Genomic DNA, 17,842 nt, shown 5'->3' on the forward strand with positions numbered 1-17,842 from the left:
GGTCATGACAGGCTCCCTTTTCCGTGGTGGGGCTTTGCCTCAGCCTATTTCGAACAGGCCTTCCACTTCAACCGCCGAATCGAGCGGCAGCGACGGCACGCCCACGGTGGAGCGCGCATGGCGGCCCGCGTCACCGAATACCGCCACCGCCAGGTCGGATGCGCCATTCATGACGGCGGCATGCTGCGTGAAGTCCGGCGTGCAGGCGATGAATCCGCCCAGGCGGACAACGCGTTTCACGCGCGACAGGTCACCAATCGCGGCCTTCACCTGCGCGATCACGTTGACCATGCTGTAGCGTGCGGCCTCGACCGCCAGTTCCACGGCCACGCTGTCACCCAGCTTGCCCGTGGTCAGCAGCTTGCCATCGACCAGCGGCAGCTGTCCTGACACCACCAGCGAGGAACCGCTGATGACGGCGGCGACATAATTCGCCACCGGCGCGGCAGGGGTGGGCAGGACAATGCCAAGCTGCTTCAGGCGCTGTTCGGGAGTGGTGTCGGGCATCGGGTCATCCTCTGTCTTCAGGGGTGGGAAATTACGGCTGTCGTGTCATCCGACCAGCCGCAGCCTGCGCCGCCGGGGGGGGGTGTCATCGCCATCGTCATTGCCGGATTCAGGCAGGTCCAGCGGCAGCATGGGGGCGGGAGTGTCCATCATCATGTCCTCATGCGGGGCGTCGGGCAGCCTGCGACCCAGATAGGCGTCGGACAGCGCCCGGAAGGCATAGTCCAGCATGGATGTCGCGTATGATGCAACCGGGTCGCCCTCCACCGTGCCGGCAGGGCCGAAATGGGTGTAGGCAAAGGCCTCGACATAGCTTTCCAGCGGCGCGCCGTATTGCAGGCCGATGCTGACGGCCTGCCCCAGCGTATCCATCAACCCGCGTACCATCGGGCTTTCGCGCGTGGGGGTCAGGCTGATTTCGCCCAGTGACCCGTCGGCATATTCACCCGTGCGCAGGAACAGGCGATGGCCGCCCACGCTGGCCTTCTGGGTAAAGCCGCCATGACGCGCGGGCAGGGGGCGGCGTGCGCCACGTTCCAGTCCCACGCGGGTGGCCAGCGTGTCGCGCGTGGCGTCGGGGCGGGCGGGCACACGGTCCACGAAGCCGCTTAACGCACGGTGCATGGCCTGATGGGACGCAGCACCGGGCAGCGGCAGCACGGTGTCCCCCGCCAGTGTCGCGGCAAAGGCCGCTTCCAGCGTCAGCCCCCGGCACGCAAGGCGTGCCAGCGTGCTGGTGGCCAGCCGCCCGTCGGCGCGCAGCGGGGAAAAGACCGGGGCGAGCCCGCACGATTCCACCCCCAGCAACGCATCGATCGGGCCGGGCGTGGAAAATCCGGTTTCGACGCGGGCGGCGGGGTGGTCGGTCTCGACCGCGGCTTCCTGCCACACCGCGCGCGCGATCTGGCTGACGCCGGGCAGGATGCTGCGCACGGGCGGCAGGGGCATGGCGTCAGCCCCCTCGCCCGAATGGGCGACAAGGGTGGCCAGGGCCACGATGCTGCATGCCGCGTCGCGCCCGGCCTCGCTGTCATAATCCAGCCCCAGCCCCGCAAGGCAGGTATCGAGGTTGGTCAGCAGGATGGCGCCCGCCATGGGCGGGCGTTCGCGGGGTTCGGCCGCGGCAGGGGCGGGGACGGCGCGCAGGTGGGGCGTGGCCTGCTGCCCCTTTGGGTCGGGCAGCGGCAGTTCGCCATTGCGCATGTGCATCTTCTGTCGTGACGCCGCGCGCAGCACGCGGGCCAGCAGGCGCAGGGCCGCGACAAAATCGGTGGCCATGAAACCGTTATCAGCTTCGACAAAGGCCGCGAGGTTGACCACGAAGGCGGGCCTGCGGTCATGATGGCCATGCCACAGGCTTTCGGCAGGTGCCGCCTGCCGCATCAGCAGCAGGCACGACAGCGTGCGCGCGATGGGGCGGACAATGGGGCCCGCCACCTCGCCCGTACACAGGTCGTCTATCCATCGCGCGGCCTCGACCGGCAGGCTGGCTGGACCATGGCCGGGCGTCAGCTGGGCCAGGGCCTCGGCTGCCGTGTCATCCCAGTCGGCGGGCAGGGTAACGGAACGTGGGGCGTCGTCGGGGTCGGCTGCGGCCTCGACGGTGCGCATGCGCACGCCGTTCCAGTGGCTTCGTGCTGTCATGCCTACTGTTTTACCGGCACGGACCGGGCGTGCGGAACCCGTCTGGACCGGAGTCGCAACTATACATTCCACTGGATACCGTGGATATGGGGGATAAGTACGCACGCGCCCGAACCGGGGGTGGATCGGGCTGCGCATGCGCTCCGCGACGGCGGTCGAGTCCCGTCGCGGGGCGGCGCATTCCCGCACCGGTGGGGGCAGGTACGCGCGCGGGCAGGCGTAAGCCGTAGCGCCGTCATGCCGCTACGGCCTGATCCCGCAGATGTGACGATTGATCGCGCATATGCGCGTGGACCGCGCGCGTGCGGGCGGACTAGGCTTCGGTCATGGCAAATCTAGGCACCCGTATCTATACGCATTTCAGGGGGCGGCTGGTCGGCAGGGACGCCGACGGCCGACCCTATTATGAGGCCCGGACCCCCAACCGTACCGGCGGCGGGGAAAAGCGGCATGAACGCTGGGTCATCTATCACAAGGGGGAGGACGCATCCGCCGTCCCGCCAGAATGGTGGGGCTGGCTGCACCATATGGAGGACGCGCCCCTGCCCGAAAGCGCGCGCCAGCCATGGCAGCAGCCGTGGCAGCCCAACCAGACCGGGACCGTGGCGGCGTACCATCCCCCCGGCAGCGACCTGCGCGGCGGGCAGCGGGCTTCAACTACCAGCGATTATGAGGCATGGTACCCCGAGGGATGAAACCGGTGGCGTAACCTGCTAGGGTATGCGCCACTGGATATTGGGGAAGCTTTGCCAACATGGTTGCTGCTGTTTCAGGCCGGGCGGTGCGCCAGCCCGCGGAACTCCTTGCCGGGTTTGCCGTGCTGGCCGTGCTGGCGGGGCTTCTGGCCTATGCCGTGCTGGACAAGGGACGGCCGCATGAATCCGGTTATCGCCTGAACGCGGGTTTCGCCCATATCGATGGCCTGTCCGTGGGGTCGGATGTCAGGCTGGCCGGGATCACGGTCGGGCAGGTGGTCGATGAGCATGTCGATCCCAAGACCTTTGCCGCCCAGGTCACCTTTACCGTGCGGCCCGATATCAAATTGCCCGATGATACGGCGGCGATCATTACCAGCGACAGCCTGCTGGGGGGCAAGTATATCGCCCTGTCCCCCGGTGGCGATGAAAAGATGCTGGCCCCCGGCGGCACGATTGGCGAGACGCAGGGCGCGATCAGCCTGGAACAGTTGCTGAGCAAGTTCATCTTCTCCGTCACCGATACGCTGACCAAGGCGCGACAGGACAAGGCCCAGGCGTCCCGGCCGGCTGCCGCCCCCGTGGGTGGAGAGACCCCATGACCCAGGACGGAAACGCCAGCGCGGGCATGCCGGCTGTCTGGCCGCAACCTGATGGCACGCCAGTGTCATGTCGCGACAAATTGCTGATATTGCAGGAAAATTATACTGAATTGCAGGGTATTCTCCGTGATGCGTTCGAGGACGCGATTCTGATGGGCGTGGATGAGGTGGCGATGCGCCGGATCCTGCTCGATCTTGTGGGCAACCTGCGGAGCCCGAAGGCATGAGGCGTCTGCTGCGGTGCCTGCCCGCCGCCCTGCTTGCCAGCCTGCCCGTCCATGCCCATGCGGCTGAATGGCTGGCCCCGCCCGCCATGTATCCCCCCGATACGTGGCAGGGGCGCACGATTGCCACGGTAAGGGTGCTGGACAAGCTCGACGCCCATATCCAGATGCTCGATATCCCCACCGGGCAGGACGTGCCGTATAAAAGCCTGACGCTGCATGCCACGTCATGCCTGCAGCGCCCGCCCACCCTGCCTGCGGACAGCGCCGCCTGGCTGGAAGTGCATGATGCGCATGAAGGCATGGCGCCCTTCCAGGGCTGGATGGCCGTAGCCGAACCTGCGACCGGCGTGTTCCAGAACCCGCTATACGACGTGCAGCTTGCGGGTTGCGGCGGGGATGCGGTCGCCCCCGTGCCACCGCCGCTGGCGGTTGCCGCCGTGCCGCAGCCCGGTGCGGATGGCAGCCCGGTTCCGGTGGTCGGGGCCACCCCGTCGCCCACGTCCGGGGCGGGCGATGTCGATGTGGCGCAGCCCCTGTCCCCCACGCAGGCCCCCACGACGGCCGTGGCCCCGGTTTCCCCGCCATTGCCAACCCCGCCGCCTGCTGACCCTGCGGATGAGGGGGCAGCCCCGCTAATGCTGCATTAGATAATAGTTTAATTTGTATCGTATCAATGCTGTCGGCCTGTCCGGTGTGGTTCCGGGCTTGCGTATTCCCCAGCTTTGCCGGAGGCTAGATCCATCATGAGCAAGATACCTTCCCTTCCTTCGCTCGATCGGCTGCCCCCGCCTGCCCGCGCGGCATTCCTGCTGGATTTTGATGGGACACTGGTTGATATCGCGCCCACGCCTGAATCCGTTGTGGTGGCGCCCGGCCTGCTCGATACGCTCAAGCGCCTGCGTGACAAATGCGGGAATGCGCTGGCTGTGATTTCGGGACGGCCCATTGACCAGATCGACCATTTTCTGGGGGACGTGCCTTATGCAGTGGCGGGTGAGCATGGCATCGCCATCCGGCACGCACCGGGGCAGGCCATTGAACGCGCGCCCCTGCCGCCGGTGCCTGCCGCGTGGCTGGAACAGGCCGACAGGCTGGCGCAGGCCCATCCTGGCGTGCGGATCGAACGCAAGAAGGCTGGGCTGGTGCTGCATTACCGCGGCGCGCCCGATGCCGGGGAGGCATTGGGCAAGGTGGCGGATGGCTGGGTTGCCGCAACAGGCGGTGCCTTTCATGTCCAGGCCGCCAAGATGGCATGGGAAATCCGCCCCGCCGGCATAGACAAGGGCCACGCGGTGGAGGTGCTCATGCAAAGCGCACCCTTTGCCGGGCGATCCCCCATTTTCGTTGGCGATGACGTTACGGATGAAGATGGCATCCGCATGGCGGTGCATCTGGGTGGGGTCGGCTTCCGCATCCCCGCCGATTTCCCCGATCCTGCCGCCTTTCGCGGCTGGCTTGCGCAACTGGCACAGGGAGGCAGGAACGCATGGGGCGACTGATTATTGTTTCCAACCGCGTCCCGTCCCCGCGTGAACGCAGCCAGCCCGCCGGTGGCCTGGCCGTTGGCCTGAAAGACGCGCTGCGTGAGGGGGAATCACTGTGGTTCGGCTGGTCAGGCAAGCAGGTACAGCTTCATGGCGGCGATCCCGTGCCCCGGCTGGACCGGGTTGACAACGTAACCTACGCCACCATTGACCTGACCCCGCTGCAGTACGAGGGATTTTACCAGAATTTCTCCAACGGCATCCTGTGGCCGCTGTTCCATTACCGCGTGGGACTGATGAATTATTCCCGCACGGACTGGGAAACCTACCTTGCGGTCAACGCCATGTTCGCGCGCACGCTGCTGCCGCTGCTGCGGCCCGATGACGTGATATGGGTCCATGATTACCACCTGTTCCCGCTGGGGCAGGCGCTGCGGGACCTGGGGGTGAAGTGCCGGATCGGTTTCTTCCTGCATATTCCCTTTCCACCATGGAGCCTTGTGCGATCGCTCCCGGGCGCGGAACTGCTGCTTGAGGACATGCAGAGCTACGATCTGGTGGGCGTGCAGACCCCCGAGGATGCCGAGAACCTGAACCATTCGCTGGAAGTCAATGGCCTGCCGCCACGGGGGCAGGCATTTCCCATTGGCATCGATCCCGATGAATTCCGCGCGCAGGCGGAAAAAAGCATGCAGGGGCCGGAGGTCAGGCGGCTGGAAGACAGCCTGCGCGGCGCAAAGCTGGTTCTGGGCGTGGACCGGCTGGATTATTCCAAGGGCCTGCCTGAGCGCTTTCGCGGGTATGAGGCGCTTCTGGCCCGCTACCCCGAACATCGTGGCAAGGTCACATTCCTGCAGGTCGCCCCGATCTCACGTGGCGGTGTCGAGGAATATCGCCAACTGCGTCGCCAGCTGGATGAACTGACCGGGCGGATCAACGGGGCCTATTCCGAATTCGACTGGACACCCATCCGCTATATCACCCGTCCCCTGCCGCGTGAGGTTCTGGCCGGGTTCTACCGCCGGGCGGAAGCTGCCCTGATTACGCCCCTGCGCGACGGCATGAACCTTGTGGCCAAGGAATACGTTGCGGCACAGGACCCGGCTGACCCGGGTGTGCTGATCCTGTCGCATTTTGCGGGGGCCGCGCCGGAAATGGATGAAGGCATCCTGGTCAACCCGTATGACCCTGATGAGATTGCCGACGCCCTGCATGAAGCGCTGACAATGGGCCTTGCGGAACGGCGTACGCGCTGGCAGGTGCTGGAGCGCGAGGTCAGCAGCACGACAGCCGTAAGCTGGGCCGCTGACTTCATGCGCGCGCTGCAGGCGGCGCCCGCCGTGGACCGATCGTAACCAGCCATGCGTTCAACTGCTTTATTGATGGTGCTGGCAGGCTTTGCCGCACTTGGTGTGGCGTGGTGGAGCCAGGACATACTTGGTCACGTACCCTGCGGGCTATGCCTGTGGGAACGCTGGCCCTATCGTATCCTGATCGTGCTGGGGGGACTGGCCACCGTTCTGCCGCGTGACACGGCGCGTGGCGTGCTGTGGCTGTGCGTGCCGGTGCTGCTGTGCGCGTTCGGGCTGTCGGTGGTGCATGTGGGGGTGGAGCAGGGCTGGTGGGCCAGTCCGCTGCCTGAATGCCGTGCGCCCACGTTCCATGGCGGCAGTTTTGCCGAACGCCTGGCCTCCATGCCGCGCCGCCCGGCCAAGCCGTGCGACGCGGCAACCTATCTGGTGCCCGGCGTGCCAGTATCCATGGCCATGATGGACGGGATCTATGCCCTTGCGCTGATCCCGCTTGTACGCCGGGGATTGCGGATCAGGGCGAAGTTCCGCGGCCGCGGCCGAAAAACAATCCAAGGATGAACAGGACGATAAAGACGAAGAACAGCACCTTGCCAAAATAGGCAAAGGTGTCAGATATGCCGCCGAAGCCAAAGACCGCGGCGATCAGGGCCAGGACAAGGAATGTGATGGTCCAGCGTAACAGGTCCATGATTCGGTTCCTTCCGATCGTTGTTGTGACAGACGCGGGCATGCCATCCGCTCTATAACAATGCGCCAGATGGCACCCGGTTCATCGGGGTCATGATTTTGGCTTTTGGGGCTGGGATACAGGATATGACAGCAGGCAGTGGCATGGCCGGATTTTACGCTCTGTACACTCATGGGTTCGCACGTGTGGCCGCATGCACGCTACCGGTCGTGCTGGCTGACCCCATGGAAAATGCGCGTCGCACGCATGACGGCATCCGTGCCTGCCATGACGCCGGGGCAGTGGTCGCGGTTTTTCCCGAACTGGGTCTGTCCGGTTATGCGATCGAGGACCTGCGCCAGCAGGATGTGCTGCTGGACCGCGTGGGGGACGCCATCACGTGGCTTGCGGGGCAGACGGCAGGCTTGCGGCCGCTGGTGCTGGTGGGGGCACCGGTCGTGTGGGGGGATGCGCTGTATAATTGCGCCATAGCCCTGCATGACGGGCGTATTCTTGGTGTCATTCCCAAATCCTACCTGCCTGATTACCGGGAATTTTATGAAGCCCGGCAGTTCAGCGCCGGTGCGGGGCTGCGGGGCGGCCATGTCGCGATCCATGGCCATGACGTGCCGTTTGGCACCGACCTGCTGTTCCGTGCCCGCGCCGTGCCGGGTCTGGTGGTGGCCGCTGAAATCTGTGAGGACATGTGGGTGCCCCAGCCACCGGGCATTCAGGCAGCCCTTGCCGGGGCTACGGTCATCGCCAACCTGTCGGCATCCAATATCACGGTGGGCAAGGCACGCACGCGCACGCTGCTGTGCCAGTCCCATTCCGCACGATGTGTGTGTGCCTACGTTTATGCCGCGGCGGGGGAGGGGGAATCGACCACCGACGTGGCATGGGACGGACAGACCTCCATTTTTGAAAATGGTGCGATCCTGGCGGAAAGTGCGCGTTTCCCGTCCGGCCTGGTCACGCTGATGGCGGATGTGGATCTTGACCTGCTGCGGCAGGAACGCCTGCGCATGGGCAGCTTTGCCGACAACCGCGCGCATGAAGGGAGCCAGGACTGGCGCTGGATCGATCTTGCCCTGACGCCACCGGCCGGGGATATTGGCCTGCGGCGCGCCATTCCCCGCTTCCCCTTCGTGCCCAGTGACCCCGGCGTGCTGGATCAGGACTGTTACGAGGCCTTTACCATACAGGTCACGGCCCTGAAGCGGCGATTGCAGGCGTCACGGGCGAAAACGCTGGTCATCGGGGTGTCTGGCGGCCTGGATTCCACCCATGCCCTGCTGGTGGCGGTGCGGGCGGCGGATGAAAGCGGGCTGGGGCGCCAGGCGGTGCTGGGCTACACGATGCCCGGTTTTGGCACCAGCAGCGACACGCGTGGCAATGCGCATGAACTGATGACGGCGTTGGGCATACAGGCGCGCGAGATCGACATCCGTCCTGCGGCGAAGCTTATGCTGGAACAGATGGGGCACCCCTTCGCCGCGGGGAAGGACGTGTACGATGTCACGTTTGAAAATGTGCAGGCCGGGCTGCGGACCGACTTCCTGTTCCGGCTGGCCAACCAGTCGGGCGGGATCGTGATCGGCACGGGCGACCTGTCGGAACTGGCATTGGGCTGGTGTACCTATGGCGTGGGTGACCAGATGGCGCATTACAACGTCAATTCCGGCCTGCCGAAAACATTGATCCAGCACCTGATCCGCTGGGTCATGGCCAATGGACAGGAACAGGCACGGACCTGTGCGGTGCTGGATGCCATCCTCTCCACCGAGATCTCGCCCGAACTGGTGCCCGCCACGGCCGCGCAGGCGGTGCAGAGCACGGAGTCGCTGATCGGGCCGTACGCATTGCAGGATTTTACCCTGTTCCATGTGCTACGGTACGGCTTCCGTCCGTCCAAGGTCGCGTTCATGGCGCTGCATGCATGGGGCGACGCCACGCGGGGGGCATGGCCGCCGGGTTTCCCCGCAGATGGCAGGCGTGCCTATGCCCTGTCCGAAATTCGGCACTGGCTTGGGGTTTTCCTGAACCGTTTCTTTGGCTTCAGCCAGTTCAAGCGTTCGGCCATGCCCAACGGGCCGAAGGTCGTGGCCGGGGGCGCGCTGTCGCCGCGCGGGGACTGGCGCGCGCCATCTGACGGCAATGCCCGCATCTGGCTGGAGGAACTGGAAAAACGTGTTCCATTAAACTGAACCAATCTGACCCTGATTCCGAATTTCTTAACCCATTGCTGTCAATTACCGTCGTGAAAGCATCTCCTTCCCGGTCGTGGCGATCAAGCGACGCGGGTAGCGGATATCTGTAGCGAGGTCGGGAGACATGCATGTTCCCGCGATGCGTGAAAAGGAACGGAATGCATGGGAGTGACCGTAACCGGGGCCACTGGCCTGACGCTGGGCATCAACCCGGACAAGAGCGATATCATACTGGGACTGCACAGGGTGAGCGAGGTCGCGGCGCTGCAGTCGCTCGGCAACGTTTCCAGTGCCGAGGTCTCGGCCCTGCAGCAGGCCTATGGCAATGATATTCCGGCGCTGGCCGTGCGCATGTTCGGCGTGGCCGGGATCGATACCGTGATGGAGCAGTCTGGCGGCGTGAACCAGCAGATCACGACTGCTGGCACACACACCGTGACCGGCACCGAGGTCGAGATCGGCAGCACCACCTCGACCCCGCTGAACAGCAGGATCATCCTGAAGGGCGCCACGCATGCCGCCACCGTCATTGATGGTGACATGGGCACGGTGGATTTCGTCGCGCAGTCAGGTGACGTGAATTATTACGCTGCCGGTGGCAATACGGATTTCGTCAGTGGCAAGGGGAACGACACCATCCATGTCCTGGGTGGAGCCGACACCATTTATGGCGCTGACGGCAGGCCGACCGTAACCGGCGACTGGAACGCGCCCGGCAGCACTGCGGATGCGGCGCGATTTAACGGTGGCGACGTGAATTTGCGGGTCATTGACGGCGTGATGGTGCAGGATGTCAGCCATTCCACCATCAGTGGTTACGGGGATGATGATTACTTCGGGGAACATAATCCCGCCTGCTATACCAACACCATCGACGGCGGTGTGTCCGACTCCATTTATGGCAACAATAACCTGGTCGTCGATTCGGTCAGTGACAGCACCATCCGGGGAGATGAAGCACTGACCGTGAGTGGTGGCAGCAACGATACGATTTCCGCCAGTTATTCCACCCACCTTGATGACGTGAATGCCAGTACGATTTCGGTCAGCGTGAATGGCAGCCTGACCTTCATTGATGGCAGTAACGGCATTTCCGATACCGTGACCGGCAACCATGCCACCATTTATGGCACGGCGGGACTGGACCTGACGGCGAATACAAAGACAACCGCCACCTATTATGCCAGTAGCGGGAACGAAACGCTGGATGGTGGCCTGTCAACAGGCAATCTGTATGCCGTGGGGGGCAGTGGCAACGATACCCTGATTGGCGGCAGCGGGCACGATACCCTGCAGGCCGGGACGGGCGACGACCTGCTCATGGCAGGAAGCGCCAAGACGGAATTCGAATTTATCAAGGGCAAGGCCGGTGGCAACGACATCATTCAGGATTTCGGCAAATCGGCAGGTAATGTCGTCACGCTGGCCGGTTATGATGCGACATCGTCTTCCATCCAGGCCATGCTGGACAACGCCACCATTTCCGGTGGGAATACGACTGTCAGCCTGACGGATGATACCCGGATTACCTTTGTCGGCGTGACGGACCTGAAGGTACAGAATTTCAAAAGCTGACCCGAAGGGCCTGTACCAGATATCGCCTCCGGCCGGGGGCATATCTGGCAACGGCGTCATTTTATCCGGGTTATTTTTTTTGACTACAATGATACGATTTCGATATAAACAATCTGTTATCGCGGAAGGTAACCGATATAACTGCTGTTTGTAAAACAGTTACGGTTCTTGCTGACTATGACAGCAGAAATTTTCATGTGATAACAAAAAATTGCTGGTGTAACCCCAATCATCAGGGTAAAAGCCGCGACCGTCCGGTCCAGATGGCGGCGATCGTCCCATTTGACTACGGAAACAGGATATTCACGACGTCAATTTTCAGCCAGAAGGGAGCAGGCCGTTACGATGAGTAAAGCCTTCATTGCAGCAGTTATACAGGATTCGATTGATTGCACGGGCGTCGCGGCCAATCAGGCTGCCTCCGACCTGATCGCGGCAATTGTCAAGGAACTGAAGCGCGAGGGGGGCTTTACCCTGCCGTCTTTCGGCACGTTTACGGTCAAGAAAACCAAGGCCCGCCAGGCGCTTAATCCCCGCACGGGTGAACAGGTCAAGGTCAAGGCCGGCAAGACCGTGCGGTTCAAGGCCAGTCCCAACCTGAAGAAGGCCGTCTGATATCAGGCAGCTTCGCGCCATTTCAGGAAAATGGCGCGAAGGGCATGTCTGAACGTTCAGGCAAACCAGACCGAAAGGGAACGCACACCCTGTGCGCCCCGGATCAGCACGCCCTGGATATCCGCCGTGGCGGAGGGGCCGCTCATCAACACGCCATAATTGGCGGTCTTGAATTCCGGCCGTTCCTGATACGCGGTATGCATGTTCGCCGTAATGGCATCCGGGGACAGCACGACCACGATGTGCTGCCCCAGATGGGCGAAGGAATTGATCGGCAGCTGCGATTCGCTGAGGAAGATCGACCCCATTTCCGCAATGCCGAACGGTGCGCGCACCACGGTCACGTCAATGGTCGCCGCGTCCTGCGGGGTCTTGACCTTTTCCACCGGCAGCGTGCCTTTCGCTTCAGGCACGTTGGAACAGATCACCTTCGCATCCGGGTGACGGCGTGTGATCGCCTGGTCCAGCGTCTCCCCCTCAACCGGTTCCAGCACGTCACCGCCCAGTATCTTCAGGCTGGCGATAAAACGTTCACGGCTGGCATCCAGATCGCCCAGCGTCTTTACTGGCGGTAGCGGATGGTTTTCCGGCGTAGGGCGGTTGTTGCGCATGGCCTGCAGGATCTCGTCGCGTGCGGTGTTCATTTCTTGGTCTCCGGTGCGGCGGCAGGCTTGGCCTTCTCGCGGTTCTTGCGATACCAGTCATTGAATGTCTGCTTGACCGGATGGGGGTTTTCGCGATGCTTGCCCCACGGGTTCAGCCAGTTATACAGCACGAAGCGCGGCATGGTGCCCAGCGAGACCTCGGTCGCCTTGATGGCGGCGCGATACAGCTTGGGCTGACCCATGAGCTTGCCCGCCATGTGCATGATCTCACGCTTGACGAAGGGCATTTCATGGTGCTGCACCAGCACGCGGCGCCATTTGTACAGCTGCTCGTGGATGTTGATCTTGACCGGGCAGACATTGGTGCAGCTTCCGTTCAGTGTCGAGGCATAGGGAAGCGTGCTGTATTTGCGTTCGTTGAAGGTCGGGTCGATGATCGCGCCGATCGGGCCGGAATACACCGCGCCATAGGACAGCCCGCCCGAACGGCGATAGACCGGGCAGGTGTTCATGCACGCGCCACAGCGGATGCATTTGAGCGACGTCCAGAAATCTTCCATGCCCAGACGTGCGGAACGCCCGTTATCGACCAGCACCACATGCATCTCGCCACCCTTCTGCGGGCCACGGAAATGGGTGGTGTACTGCGTGATCGGTGATCCCAGCGCACTGCGCGACAGCAGGCGGATGAACACGCCAAGGTCGGCCATGCGGGGCACGAGGCGTTCAATGCCGATGGTCGCGATGTGCAGGTTGGGCACCGTCGCGCTCAGGTCGGCATTGCCTTCGTTGGTGCAGACCACGAACGTGCCGGTTTCCGCCACAACGAAGTTGCCGCCGGTCATGCCCGCATCCGCGTGCAGGATCACGGGGCGCGCCGCCTGTCGCTGTGCTTCGGCCAGAAGGTGCGGGTCACGGATGTTGGGGTCGGTGTGATAGTCCTTGGCGAAGATTTTCGCCACGTCCGATGTCAGCTTGTGCACCGCCGGCACCACGATGTGGCTGGGCAGCTGGTCATCAAGCTGCTGGATGCGTTCGCCAAGGTCGGTTTCGGTTACGGTGACACCCTGTTTTGCAAGATAGGGCCGCATGTCACATTCTTCGGTGACCATGGACTTGCTCTTGATCAGGTTGCGCGCGTTATGGGACTTCAGGATTTCGCCCACGATGCGGTTATGTTCCGCCCCGTCGCGCGCCCAGTGGACGTGAATGCCGTTCTTTTTCGCGTTTTCCTCGAACTGCTCCAGATATTCGGGCAGGCGGGAGAGCGTGTGCTCCTTGATGCGCGATGCTTCCTCGCGCAGTTCCTGCCATTCAGGCAGGATGTGCATCTGGGCGTCACGCTTCTGGCGCATGTCCCACAGGCGTTCGTCATGGAACTGCAGGTGGGGCGCATCCTCGAGGAAATGCTCCGCCGCCCGGGCGTGGTTGACGGGCTTGTTGCTCATTCTGCTGCTCCGTTAAGGATCTGCGCGATATGAATGAAGCGGATGGGTACCCCCGCGCGTTCGGCGCAGCCCTGCTGGTGCATCACGCATGAAGAGTCGGCCGAGACGATGTAATCCGCCCCTGCCTGGTAATGGTCACGCACCTTGTCCACGCCCATTTTGGCCGACACCGCTTCTTCCGTGACCGAGAAGGTACCGCCAAACCCGCAGCATTCATCGGGGCGCTTGGGGGTGACGAAGCGGATTCCCTTTACCTTCTTCAACAGGTCCATCGGCTTGGAAAACGGCTTTTCGCCCAGTTCGGACATGCTGGCCGTGCGCAGGGCGCGCAGCGTGCCGCAGCTGTTGTGCAGGCCCACGGTATGGTTGAATTCCGCCCAGGGGAAGGCATCCACCTTCAGGACGTCATGCAGGAATTCGACCAGTTCATAAGTGTTTTCGCGCACATGGCGCACTTCATCGGTCTGCGGGATCGCATCAAAATTGTCGCGGACATGATGCGTGCAGCTGCCTGAAGGCATGACGATCTTGTCGTATTTGGCGAAATTGCGCACAAACAGGGCTTCCGCCGCGGCGGCATCCGAATTGCAGCCGGAATTGCCCATGGGCTGGCCGCAGCAGGTCTGGTCCAGCGGATATTCGACATCCTGTCCCAGTTTTTCCAGCAGTTCCAGCGTGGCGATCCCCGCTTCAGGGTAGAACGCGTCGATATAACACGGAATGAACAGGCCGATTTTCATTATGGGATACTCATCCTCAGCACGATTGGCGCGAAACGTGGCGCAAGCCATGTTATTTCGTCAAATATATATTGAAAGACATTCCCATATATAATTTATATGGAACATGGATCTAAGGCATTTACGTTATTTTGTAGCCGTTGCCGACAATGGCAGCTTCACCCGTGCCGCAGAGCAGCTAGGCATAGAACAACCACCTCTGAGCCAGCAGATCAAGCAGCTGGAAAACGAACTGGGCGTCCTGCTGTTCCAGCGGCTGACGCGCGGGGTCAGGCTGACGGATGTCGGGATGATCCTGCTGGATCAGGCCCGCGCCCTGCTGGGCATGCAGCAGCAGTTTCTGGCCACGGCGCAGGGGCTGGCGCGCGGTGAGAAGGGACATATCCGCGTGGGGCTGGCGGGCGCGGTCTCGCTGCTGCCCATGATCCCGCTGACGGTGCGGCGTTTCCGGGAACTCTGGCCCGATGTCACCATCTACCTGGAAGAAAGCAATACCCCCGCCCTGCGCAAGAGCCTGCATGACCGGGCCATAGATATCGCCATTGTCCGCCCGCCAGTGCCCGATGGCGCGGGGCTGCTGGTATCCCCCCTGCTGGAGGAGGAAACGGTCGTGGCCCTGCCCAAGGGGCACCCGCTGGCCACCCGCCCCCATCTTGAACTGGAAATGCTGGTGGATGAACCCTTCATCATCTTCCCGCGTGAACTGGGGCCGGGGTTTCATGACGCCATCCTGTCCGCCTGCCACAATGCCGGTTTCACGCCGCGCATGGGCCAGCAGGCCCCGCAGATCGCCTCCACCGTGCCGCTGGTGGCGGCCGGGCTTGGGGTATCTGTCGTGCCGCGTTCGCTGCACCAGATCCATTCCGGTGGCGTGACCTACCATTCGCTCGGCGCCAAGGCGCCACGCGCGGAACTGGCCATTGCCATGCGGGCGGGCCAGCATGTGCCGCTGCTGTCCAATTTCATCACGACCCTGCGGGCCTGCTGCCGTGACATGTATGCGGGCACGCAGGCCGACCTTTCCCGGCAGGATCAGGGGGAAGAAGCCTAGCGGTCCCACCCATTATACGGAAATGCCACAGGTTTCCGGGCCTGGTCTTGCAGGTCATCCAGTATGCTGGCCCCGGTAATTTAAAGATTATATTTTTTTCTTATTTCGTCTTCAAAGCCACGATTGTTCTGTGTCTTCTTTTTTGCAGCTTCGGCTTTGGCTTCTTCTTCCCGATCTATCTCTTCCATATCTTTTTTATATTCACCGCTTATGAAGTATATGAAAAGATTGTAAAATCCACGAATTGTATACAAAATTATTTTTAATAAAAATGGAACGGAAATTGCAAGAAATACAATTAAGAAAGCAAGTATGGGCTCAAAAGAAAGTATGGCTATTCCCATTTTTATCTCTTTCCATAGATGTGAATGTTTTCTTTTGGAAATTTTAAACGACGCATCGTGGCCTTAATATAAACCGTAAAGAATAATTTTTAAATTATAGAATCCTGACAGTCGATCAGGCCCCGGCGGGCGCCTGCGCCACGCGGCTTTCGCGGATCAGGTCATGGATGAAAGACAGCTTGCGCAGGATCTCCGGCGTCAGCACAAAGGGATAGAAATCCGGCAGGCCCATGGAACGGTTTAGGCTGTTGACCGCATAGGTCAGTGGCAGCCAGCCCTGCGTGATTTCGTCAAAGGACATTTCGGTATAGGGGTCACGCCGGACGCTGGTGCGCAGCGGTGGCGCATGTGCCCCTGCGGCATCAATGGACATGCCATAGGCCCATGCGGTCTCAAGGGTCGAGATGATGTGCAGGTAATGCGCCCATGTCTCGGCAAAATCCTCCCACGGATGGGACGTGGCATAGTGGCTGACATACTGGCCGCGCCAGGCGTCACTGGCCGGGGCCGCGTAATGGGCCTTCAGGCTGTCGGCGTAATCGCGCCGGTCATCGCCAAATACCACCCGGCAGGCGGCCAGTCGTTCAGGCCCCGCGTCCCGGATCAGCACGTTCCAGTAGTAATGCCCGATTTCATGGCGGAAATGGCCCAGCAGAGTGCGATAGTATTCCCCCATTTCCTGCCGTAGCTGTTCACGGCGTGCGTCATCCGTTTCGTTCAGGGCGATGGTGATGACGCCGTTCATGTGGCCCGTCATGGCGGGCGTGCCATCGGGCAGACTGTCGAGGAAATCGAACGCCAGCCCGCCTTCGGGATCCTGCCGCCGGTTGCGCAGGGGCAGGCCAAGCCGCAGCAGGCTGTAGAACAGGCGGTGCTTGGCCACTTCCACCTTCTGCCACCGCGCGATATTGCCCGGCACCGACAGGTTGGGAATGGTGCGGTTGAAACTGCAGGCGATGCAGAAGGGCCGCCCCGGTTCAGCCAGCCAGTTGCACGCGCTGTAAGCGTTGTTGACGCATAGCGCGCGCGGCGGGGCATCGGGTGTTGCCAGCGGTTGCCACAACCCGTCCCCCATGGCGTCCAGCGCGGACAGGACGGTCCGTTCCGGCACGTAGCCCAGCGTATGGCCGCAGCGTTCGCATGCCGTATTTTCGAAAAACAGGACCTGCTGGCATGACTGGCAGAAAAACAGTTTCATGAGGGGTGTATAGCCCGGCGCGGGGTGGATGCCATATCCGCGACCGGGGGCATGGGCATGGTTTCCATCACGGCTTCAAATGTGGCGACGCAATGGTCCAGCAGGCCACTGACCGGGGCGGCGTGCTGTGGGGTCGTGGCGACTGCCAGCGGGATATGTCCCTGTGCCGCCAGCAGGCCCGATGTCGTATCCAGTCCGATCCAGCCTGCGCCGGGCACATGTACCTGCGTCCATGCATGCAGGTCGCAGCCCAGCCGGTCGGGGGCATTCAGGTCCGGCTGGAACAGGTAGCCCGATACAAACCGGGCGGCAAAGCCCAGCCGGCGCAGCACGGCAATCAGCAGCCACGCGCTGTCGCGGCAGGAACCGGCGACGTGGGACAGGGTTTCCTCTGGCGACCATACACCCGCTTCGGGCCGGATGCGGTAGGTGATGCGTGTTGCGATGGACCGGTTCAGGTCCACCAGCAGGTCCAGTGTGGGGCAGGGCAGCCTAGCGCGCCATTCTTCCACAAAGGCATCAAGCAGCGGGGTAGGCGACCCATCCGCGCCGTCGTCTGCGTTCAGCCTGTAGGGGGCAAGGGCAGGATCGTCGCCCGTGCCCCCTGCAGGCCACTGGCGGGCGGACGGGGCAAGGGTGAAGTGGAACGGGTTGATGGGCGTCAGGTCGGTTGCAAGGCGTACGGTAATGTCGAAATGCGTGACGCGTTCGGGAAACGTGACGCGGGCGATCCGGTTGCCAGATGCATCCTGTCCCCAAACGCGCGTACAGGGCTGGGGCGCGATGTCCATGCTGTGGGACAGGATGTTGCGACAGCCCGGCAGGGGATGCAGGCGGATGGTCTGCGGGCCAAGGTGAACGGGCCGGTCGTATCGGTACCGTGTGTGGTGGACCAGCATGGCATGCGCGTTCATGTA

The 17,842-nt window shown here is 62.5% G+C and carries 20 protein-coding genes; 11 read left to right on the plus strand and 9 right to left on the minus strand.

Annotation, left to right across the window (positions count from 1 at the left end):
• Positions 1–39: 39 nt before the first annotated feature.
• Both S101446_RS13060 and S101446_RS13065 read right to left on the minus strand, forming a co-directional pair.
• The gene (locus S101446_RS13060) at positions 40–507 is read right to left on the minus strand and encodes a RidA family protein (protein WP_019086492.1); all 468 of its coding nucleotides are present in this window, start codon (positions 505–507) and stop codon (positions 40–42) included.
• Positions 508–552: 45 nt separating this feature from the next.
• Entirely contained in the window at positions 553–2,151 is a 1,599-nt protein-coding gene (locus S101446_RS13065; RefSeq protein ID WP_087608535.1) for a TSCPD domain-containing protein, read from the minus strand.
• Positions 2,152–2,477: 326 nt separating this feature from the next.
• On the opposite strand from S101446_RS13065, the gene S101446_RS13070 reads away from it, so the two are divergent.
• From S101446_RS13070 to S101446_RS13100, 7 genes are all read left to right on the plus strand, one after another.
• The gene (locus S101446_RS13070) at positions 2,478–2,846 is read left to right on the plus strand and encodes an NADH-ubiquinone oxidoreductase subunit NDUFA12 family protein (RefSeq protein WP_010508845.1); all 369 of its coding nucleotides are present in this window, start codon (positions 2,478–2,480) and stop codon (positions 2,844–2,846) included.
• Between the two features lie 59 nt (positions 2,847–2,905).
• Positions 2,906–3,448 carry an outer membrane lipid asymmetry maintenance protein MlaD gene (gene mlaD / locus S101446_RS13075; RefSeq protein WP_048850812.1) on the plus strand — a complete coding sequence of 181 codons (543 nt, stop codon included), beginning with the start codon at positions 2,906–2,908 and terminating at the stop codon, positions 3,446–3,448.
• A complete protein-coding gene (locus S101446_RS13080) occupies positions 3,445–3,675 on the plus strand; it encodes a hypothetical protein (RefSeq protein ID WP_019086489.1) in 231 nt (76 codons plus the stop codon). The genes mlaD and S101446_RS13080 overlap by 4 nt, the downstream gene beginning before the upstream one ends.
• The gene (locus S101446_RS13085; protein ID WP_087608536.1) at positions 3,672–4,322 is read left to right on the plus strand and encodes a DUF2155 domain-containing protein; all 651 of its coding nucleotides are present in this window, start codon (positions 3,672–3,674) and stop codon (positions 4,320–4,322) included. Before S101446_RS13080 ends, S101446_RS13085 begins: the two co-directional genes overlap by 4 nt.
• A 96-nt stretch (positions 4,323–4,418) precedes the next feature.
• Positions 4,419–5,174 carry a trehalose-phosphatase gene (gene otsB, locus S101446_RS13090; protein WP_087608537.1) on the plus strand — a complete coding sequence of 252 codons (756 nt, stop codon included), beginning with the start codon at positions 4,419–4,421 and terminating at the stop codon, positions 5,172–5,174.
• A complete protein-coding gene (locus tag S101446_RS13095; protein ID WP_010508835.1) occupies positions 5,162–6,514 on the plus strand; it encodes an alpha,alpha-trehalose-phosphate synthase (UDP-forming) in 1,353 nt (450 codons plus the stop codon). The genes otsB and S101446_RS13095 overlap by 13 nt, the downstream gene beginning before the upstream one ends.
• Before the next feature lie 6 nt (positions 6,515–6,520).
• A complete protein-coding gene (locus S101446_RS13100; RefSeq protein ID WP_026019655.1) occupies positions 6,521–7,030 on the plus strand; it encodes a disulfide bond formation protein B in 510 nt (169 codons plus the stop codon).
• Here the strand turns inward: S101446_RS13100 and S101446_RS13105 are convergent.
• The gene (locus S101446_RS13105; RefSeq protein WP_010508831.1) at positions 6,984–7,160 is read right to left on the minus strand and encodes a DUF1328 domain-containing protein; all 177 of its coding nucleotides are present in this window, start codon (positions 7,158–7,160) and stop codon (positions 6,984–6,986) included. The two genes, S101446_RS13100 and S101446_RS13105, sit on opposite strands and share 47 nt — an antisense overlap.
• A 125-nt stretch (positions 7,161–7,285) precedes the next feature.
• Here S101446_RS13105 and S101446_RS13110 point away from each other — a divergent pair, with 125 nt between their 5' ends.
• The 3 genes from S101446_RS13110 (at position 7,286) to S101446_RS13120 (ending at position 11,539) form a co-directional block, all read left to right on the plus strand.
• Entirely contained in the window at positions 7,286–9,346 is a 2,061-nt protein-coding gene (locus S101446_RS13110; protein WP_087608538.1) for an NAD(+) synthase, read from the plus strand.
• Positions 9,347–9,511: 165 nt separating this feature from the next.
• Positions 9,512–10,924 carry a calcium-binding protein gene (locus S101446_RS13115; RefSeq protein ID WP_087608539.1) on the plus strand — a complete coding sequence of 471 codons (1,413 nt, stop codon included), beginning with the start codon at positions 9,512–9,514 and terminating at the stop codon, positions 10,922–10,924.
• Positions 10,925–11,269: 345 nt separating this feature from the next.
• On the plus strand, positions 11,270–11,539 hold the full coding sequence (locus tag S101446_RS13120; RefSeq protein WP_010508825.1) for an HU family DNA-binding protein: 270 nt from the start codon (positions 11,270–11,272) through the stop codon (positions 11,537–11,539).
• A 56-nt stretch (positions 11,540–11,595) separates the two neighbouring features.
• Here the strand turns inward: S101446_RS13120 and S101446_RS13125 are convergent, their stop codons facing one another.
• Genes S101446_RS13125 through S101446_RS13135 form a run of 3 tightly spaced genes read right to left on the minus strand, consistent with a single transcriptional unit; the run spans position 11,596 to position 14,332 of the window.
• Positions 11,596–12,183 carry a LutC/YkgG family protein gene (locus S101446_RS13125; RefSeq protein WP_087608540.1) on the minus strand — a complete coding sequence of 196 codons (588 nt, stop codon included), beginning with the start codon at positions 12,181–12,183 and terminating at the stop codon, positions 11,596–11,598.
• The gene (locus S101446_RS13130) at positions 12,180–13,592 is read right to left on the minus strand and encodes a lactate utilization protein B (RefSeq protein ID WP_010508822.1); all 1,413 of its coding nucleotides are present in this window, start codon (positions 13,590–13,592) and stop codon (positions 12,180–12,182) included. Before S101446_RS13130 ends, S101446_RS13125 begins: the two co-directional genes overlap by 4 nt.
• Positions 13,589–14,332, minus strand: coding sequence for a (Fe-S)-binding protein (locus S101446_RS13135; protein WP_010508820.1), 744 nt, complete (start codon positions 14,330–14,332; stop codon positions 13,589–13,591). Before S101446_RS13135 ends, S101446_RS13130 begins: the two co-directional genes overlap by 4 nt.
• Positions 14,333–14,438: 106 nt before the next feature.
• Between S101446_RS13135 and S101446_RS13140 the strand changes: the two genes are divergently transcribed.
• Entirely contained in the window at positions 14,439–15,383 is a 945-nt protein-coding gene (locus S101446_RS13140) for a LysR family transcriptional regulator (protein WP_087608541.1), read from the plus strand.
• Between the two features lie 80 nt (positions 15,384–15,463).
• Here S101446_RS13140 and S101446_RS18275 read toward each other — a convergent pair whose 3' ends face one another.
• From S101446_RS18275 to S101446_RS13155, 3 genes are all read right to left on the minus strand, one after another.
• Positions 15,464–15,727, minus strand: a complete 264-nt coding sequence (locus tag S101446_RS18275) for a hypothetical protein (protein ID WP_157684852.1) — start codon at positions 15,725–15,727, stop codon at positions 15,464–15,466.
• Positions 15,728–15,842: 115 nt separating this feature from the next.
• Positions 15,843–16,925 (minus strand): zinc-binding metallopeptidase family protein, encoded by a 1,083-nt coding sequence (locus S101446_RS13150; protein ID WP_087608543.1) that lies wholly within the window; start codon positions 16,923–16,925, stop codon positions 15,843–15,845.
• On the minus strand, positions 16,922–17,839 hold the full coding sequence (locus S101446_RS13155; protein ID WP_087608544.1) for a transglutaminase family protein: 918 nt from the start codon (positions 17,837–17,839) through the stop codon (positions 16,922–16,924). The genes S101446_RS13150 and S101446_RS13155 overlap by 4 nt, the downstream gene beginning before the upstream one ends.
• Positions 17,840–17,842: the final 3 nt, after the last annotated feature.

The sequence above is a fragment of the Komagataeibacter europaeus genome (genome assembly GCF_002173515.1).
Lineage (GTDB): Bacteria > Pseudomonadota > Alphaproteobacteria > Acetobacterales > Acetobacteraceae > Komagataeibacter > Komagataeibacter europaeus.

Excerpts from the sequence above, each read along its gene's own strand:
- S101446_RS13060 (WP_019086492.1), bottom strand. The coding sequence starts at position 507 with ATGCCCGACACCACTCCCGAACAGCGCCTGAAGCAGCTTGGCATTGTC.
- S101446_RS13065 (WP_087608535.1), bottom strand. The coding sequence starts at position 2,151 with ATGACAGCACGAAGCCACTGGAACGGCGTGCGCATGCGCACCGTCGAG.
- S101446_RS13070 (WP_010508845.1), top strand. The coding sequence starts at position 2,478 with ATGGCAAATCTAGGCACCCGTATCTATACGCATTTCAGGGGGCGGCTG.
- mlaD (WP_048850812.1), top strand. The coding sequence starts at position 2,906 with ATGGTTGCTGCTGTTTCAGGCCGGGCGGTGCGCCAGCCCGCGGAACTC.
- S101446_RS13080 (WP_019086489.1), top strand. The coding sequence starts at position 3,445 with ATGACCCAGGACGGAAACGCCAGCGCGGGCATGCCGGCTGTCTGGCCG.
- S101446_RS13085 (WP_087608536.1), top strand. The coding sequence starts at position 3,672 with ATGAGGCGTCTGCTGCGGTGCCTGCCCGCCGCCCTGCTTGCCAGCCTG.
- otsB (WP_087608537.1), top strand. The coding sequence starts at position 4,419 with ATGAGCAAGATACCTTCCCTTCCTTCGCTCGATCGGCTGCCCCCGCCT.
- S101446_RS13095 (WP_010508835.1), top strand. The coding sequence starts at position 5,162 with ATGGGGCGACTGATTATTGTTTCCAACCGCGTCCCGTCCCCGCGTGAA.
- S101446_RS13100 (WP_026019655.1), top strand. The coding sequence starts at position 6,521 with ATGCGTTCAACTGCTTTATTGATGGTGCTGGCAGGCTTTGCCGCACTT.
- S101446_RS13105 (WP_010508831.1), bottom strand. The coding sequence starts at position 7,160 with ATGGACCTGTTACGCTGGACCATCACATTCCTTGTCCTGGCCCTGATC.
- S101446_RS13110 (WP_087608538.1), top strand. The coding sequence starts at position 7,286 with ATGACAGCAGGCAGTGGCATGGCCGGATTTTACGCTCTGTACACTCAT.
- S101446_RS13115 (WP_087608539.1), top strand. The coding sequence starts at position 9,512 with ATGGGAGTGACCGTAACCGGGGCCACTGGCCTGACGCTGGGCATCAAC.
- S101446_RS13120 (WP_010508825.1), top strand. The coding sequence starts at position 11,270 with ATGAGTAAAGCCTTCATTGCAGCAGTTATACAGGATTCGATTGATTGC.
- S101446_RS13125 (WP_087608540.1), bottom strand. The coding sequence starts at position 12,183 with ATGAACACCGCACGCGACGAGATCCTGCAGGCCATGCGCAACAACCGC.
- S101446_RS13130 (WP_010508822.1), bottom strand. The coding sequence starts at position 13,592 with ATGAGCAACAAGCCCGTCAACCACGCCCGGGCGGCGGAGCATTTCCTC.
- S101446_RS13135 (WP_010508820.1), bottom strand. The coding sequence starts at position 14,332 with ATGAAAATCGGCCTGTTCATTCCGTGTTATATCGACGCGTTCTACCCT.
- S101446_RS13140 (WP_087608541.1), top strand. The coding sequence starts at position 14,439 with ATGGATCTAAGGCATTTACGTTATTTTGTAGCCGTTGCCGACAATGGC.
- S101446_RS18275 (WP_157684852.1), bottom strand. The coding sequence starts at position 15,727 with ATGGGAATAGCCATACTTTCTTTTGAGCCCATACTTGCTTTCTTAATT.
- S101446_RS13150 (WP_087608543.1), bottom strand. The coding sequence starts at position 16,925 with ATGAAACTGTTTTTCTGCCAGTCATGCCAGCAGGTCCTGTTTTTCGAA.
- S101446_RS13155 (WP_087608544.1), bottom strand. The coding sequence starts at position 17,839 with ATGAACGCGCATGCCATGCTGGTCCACCACACACGGTACCGATACGAC.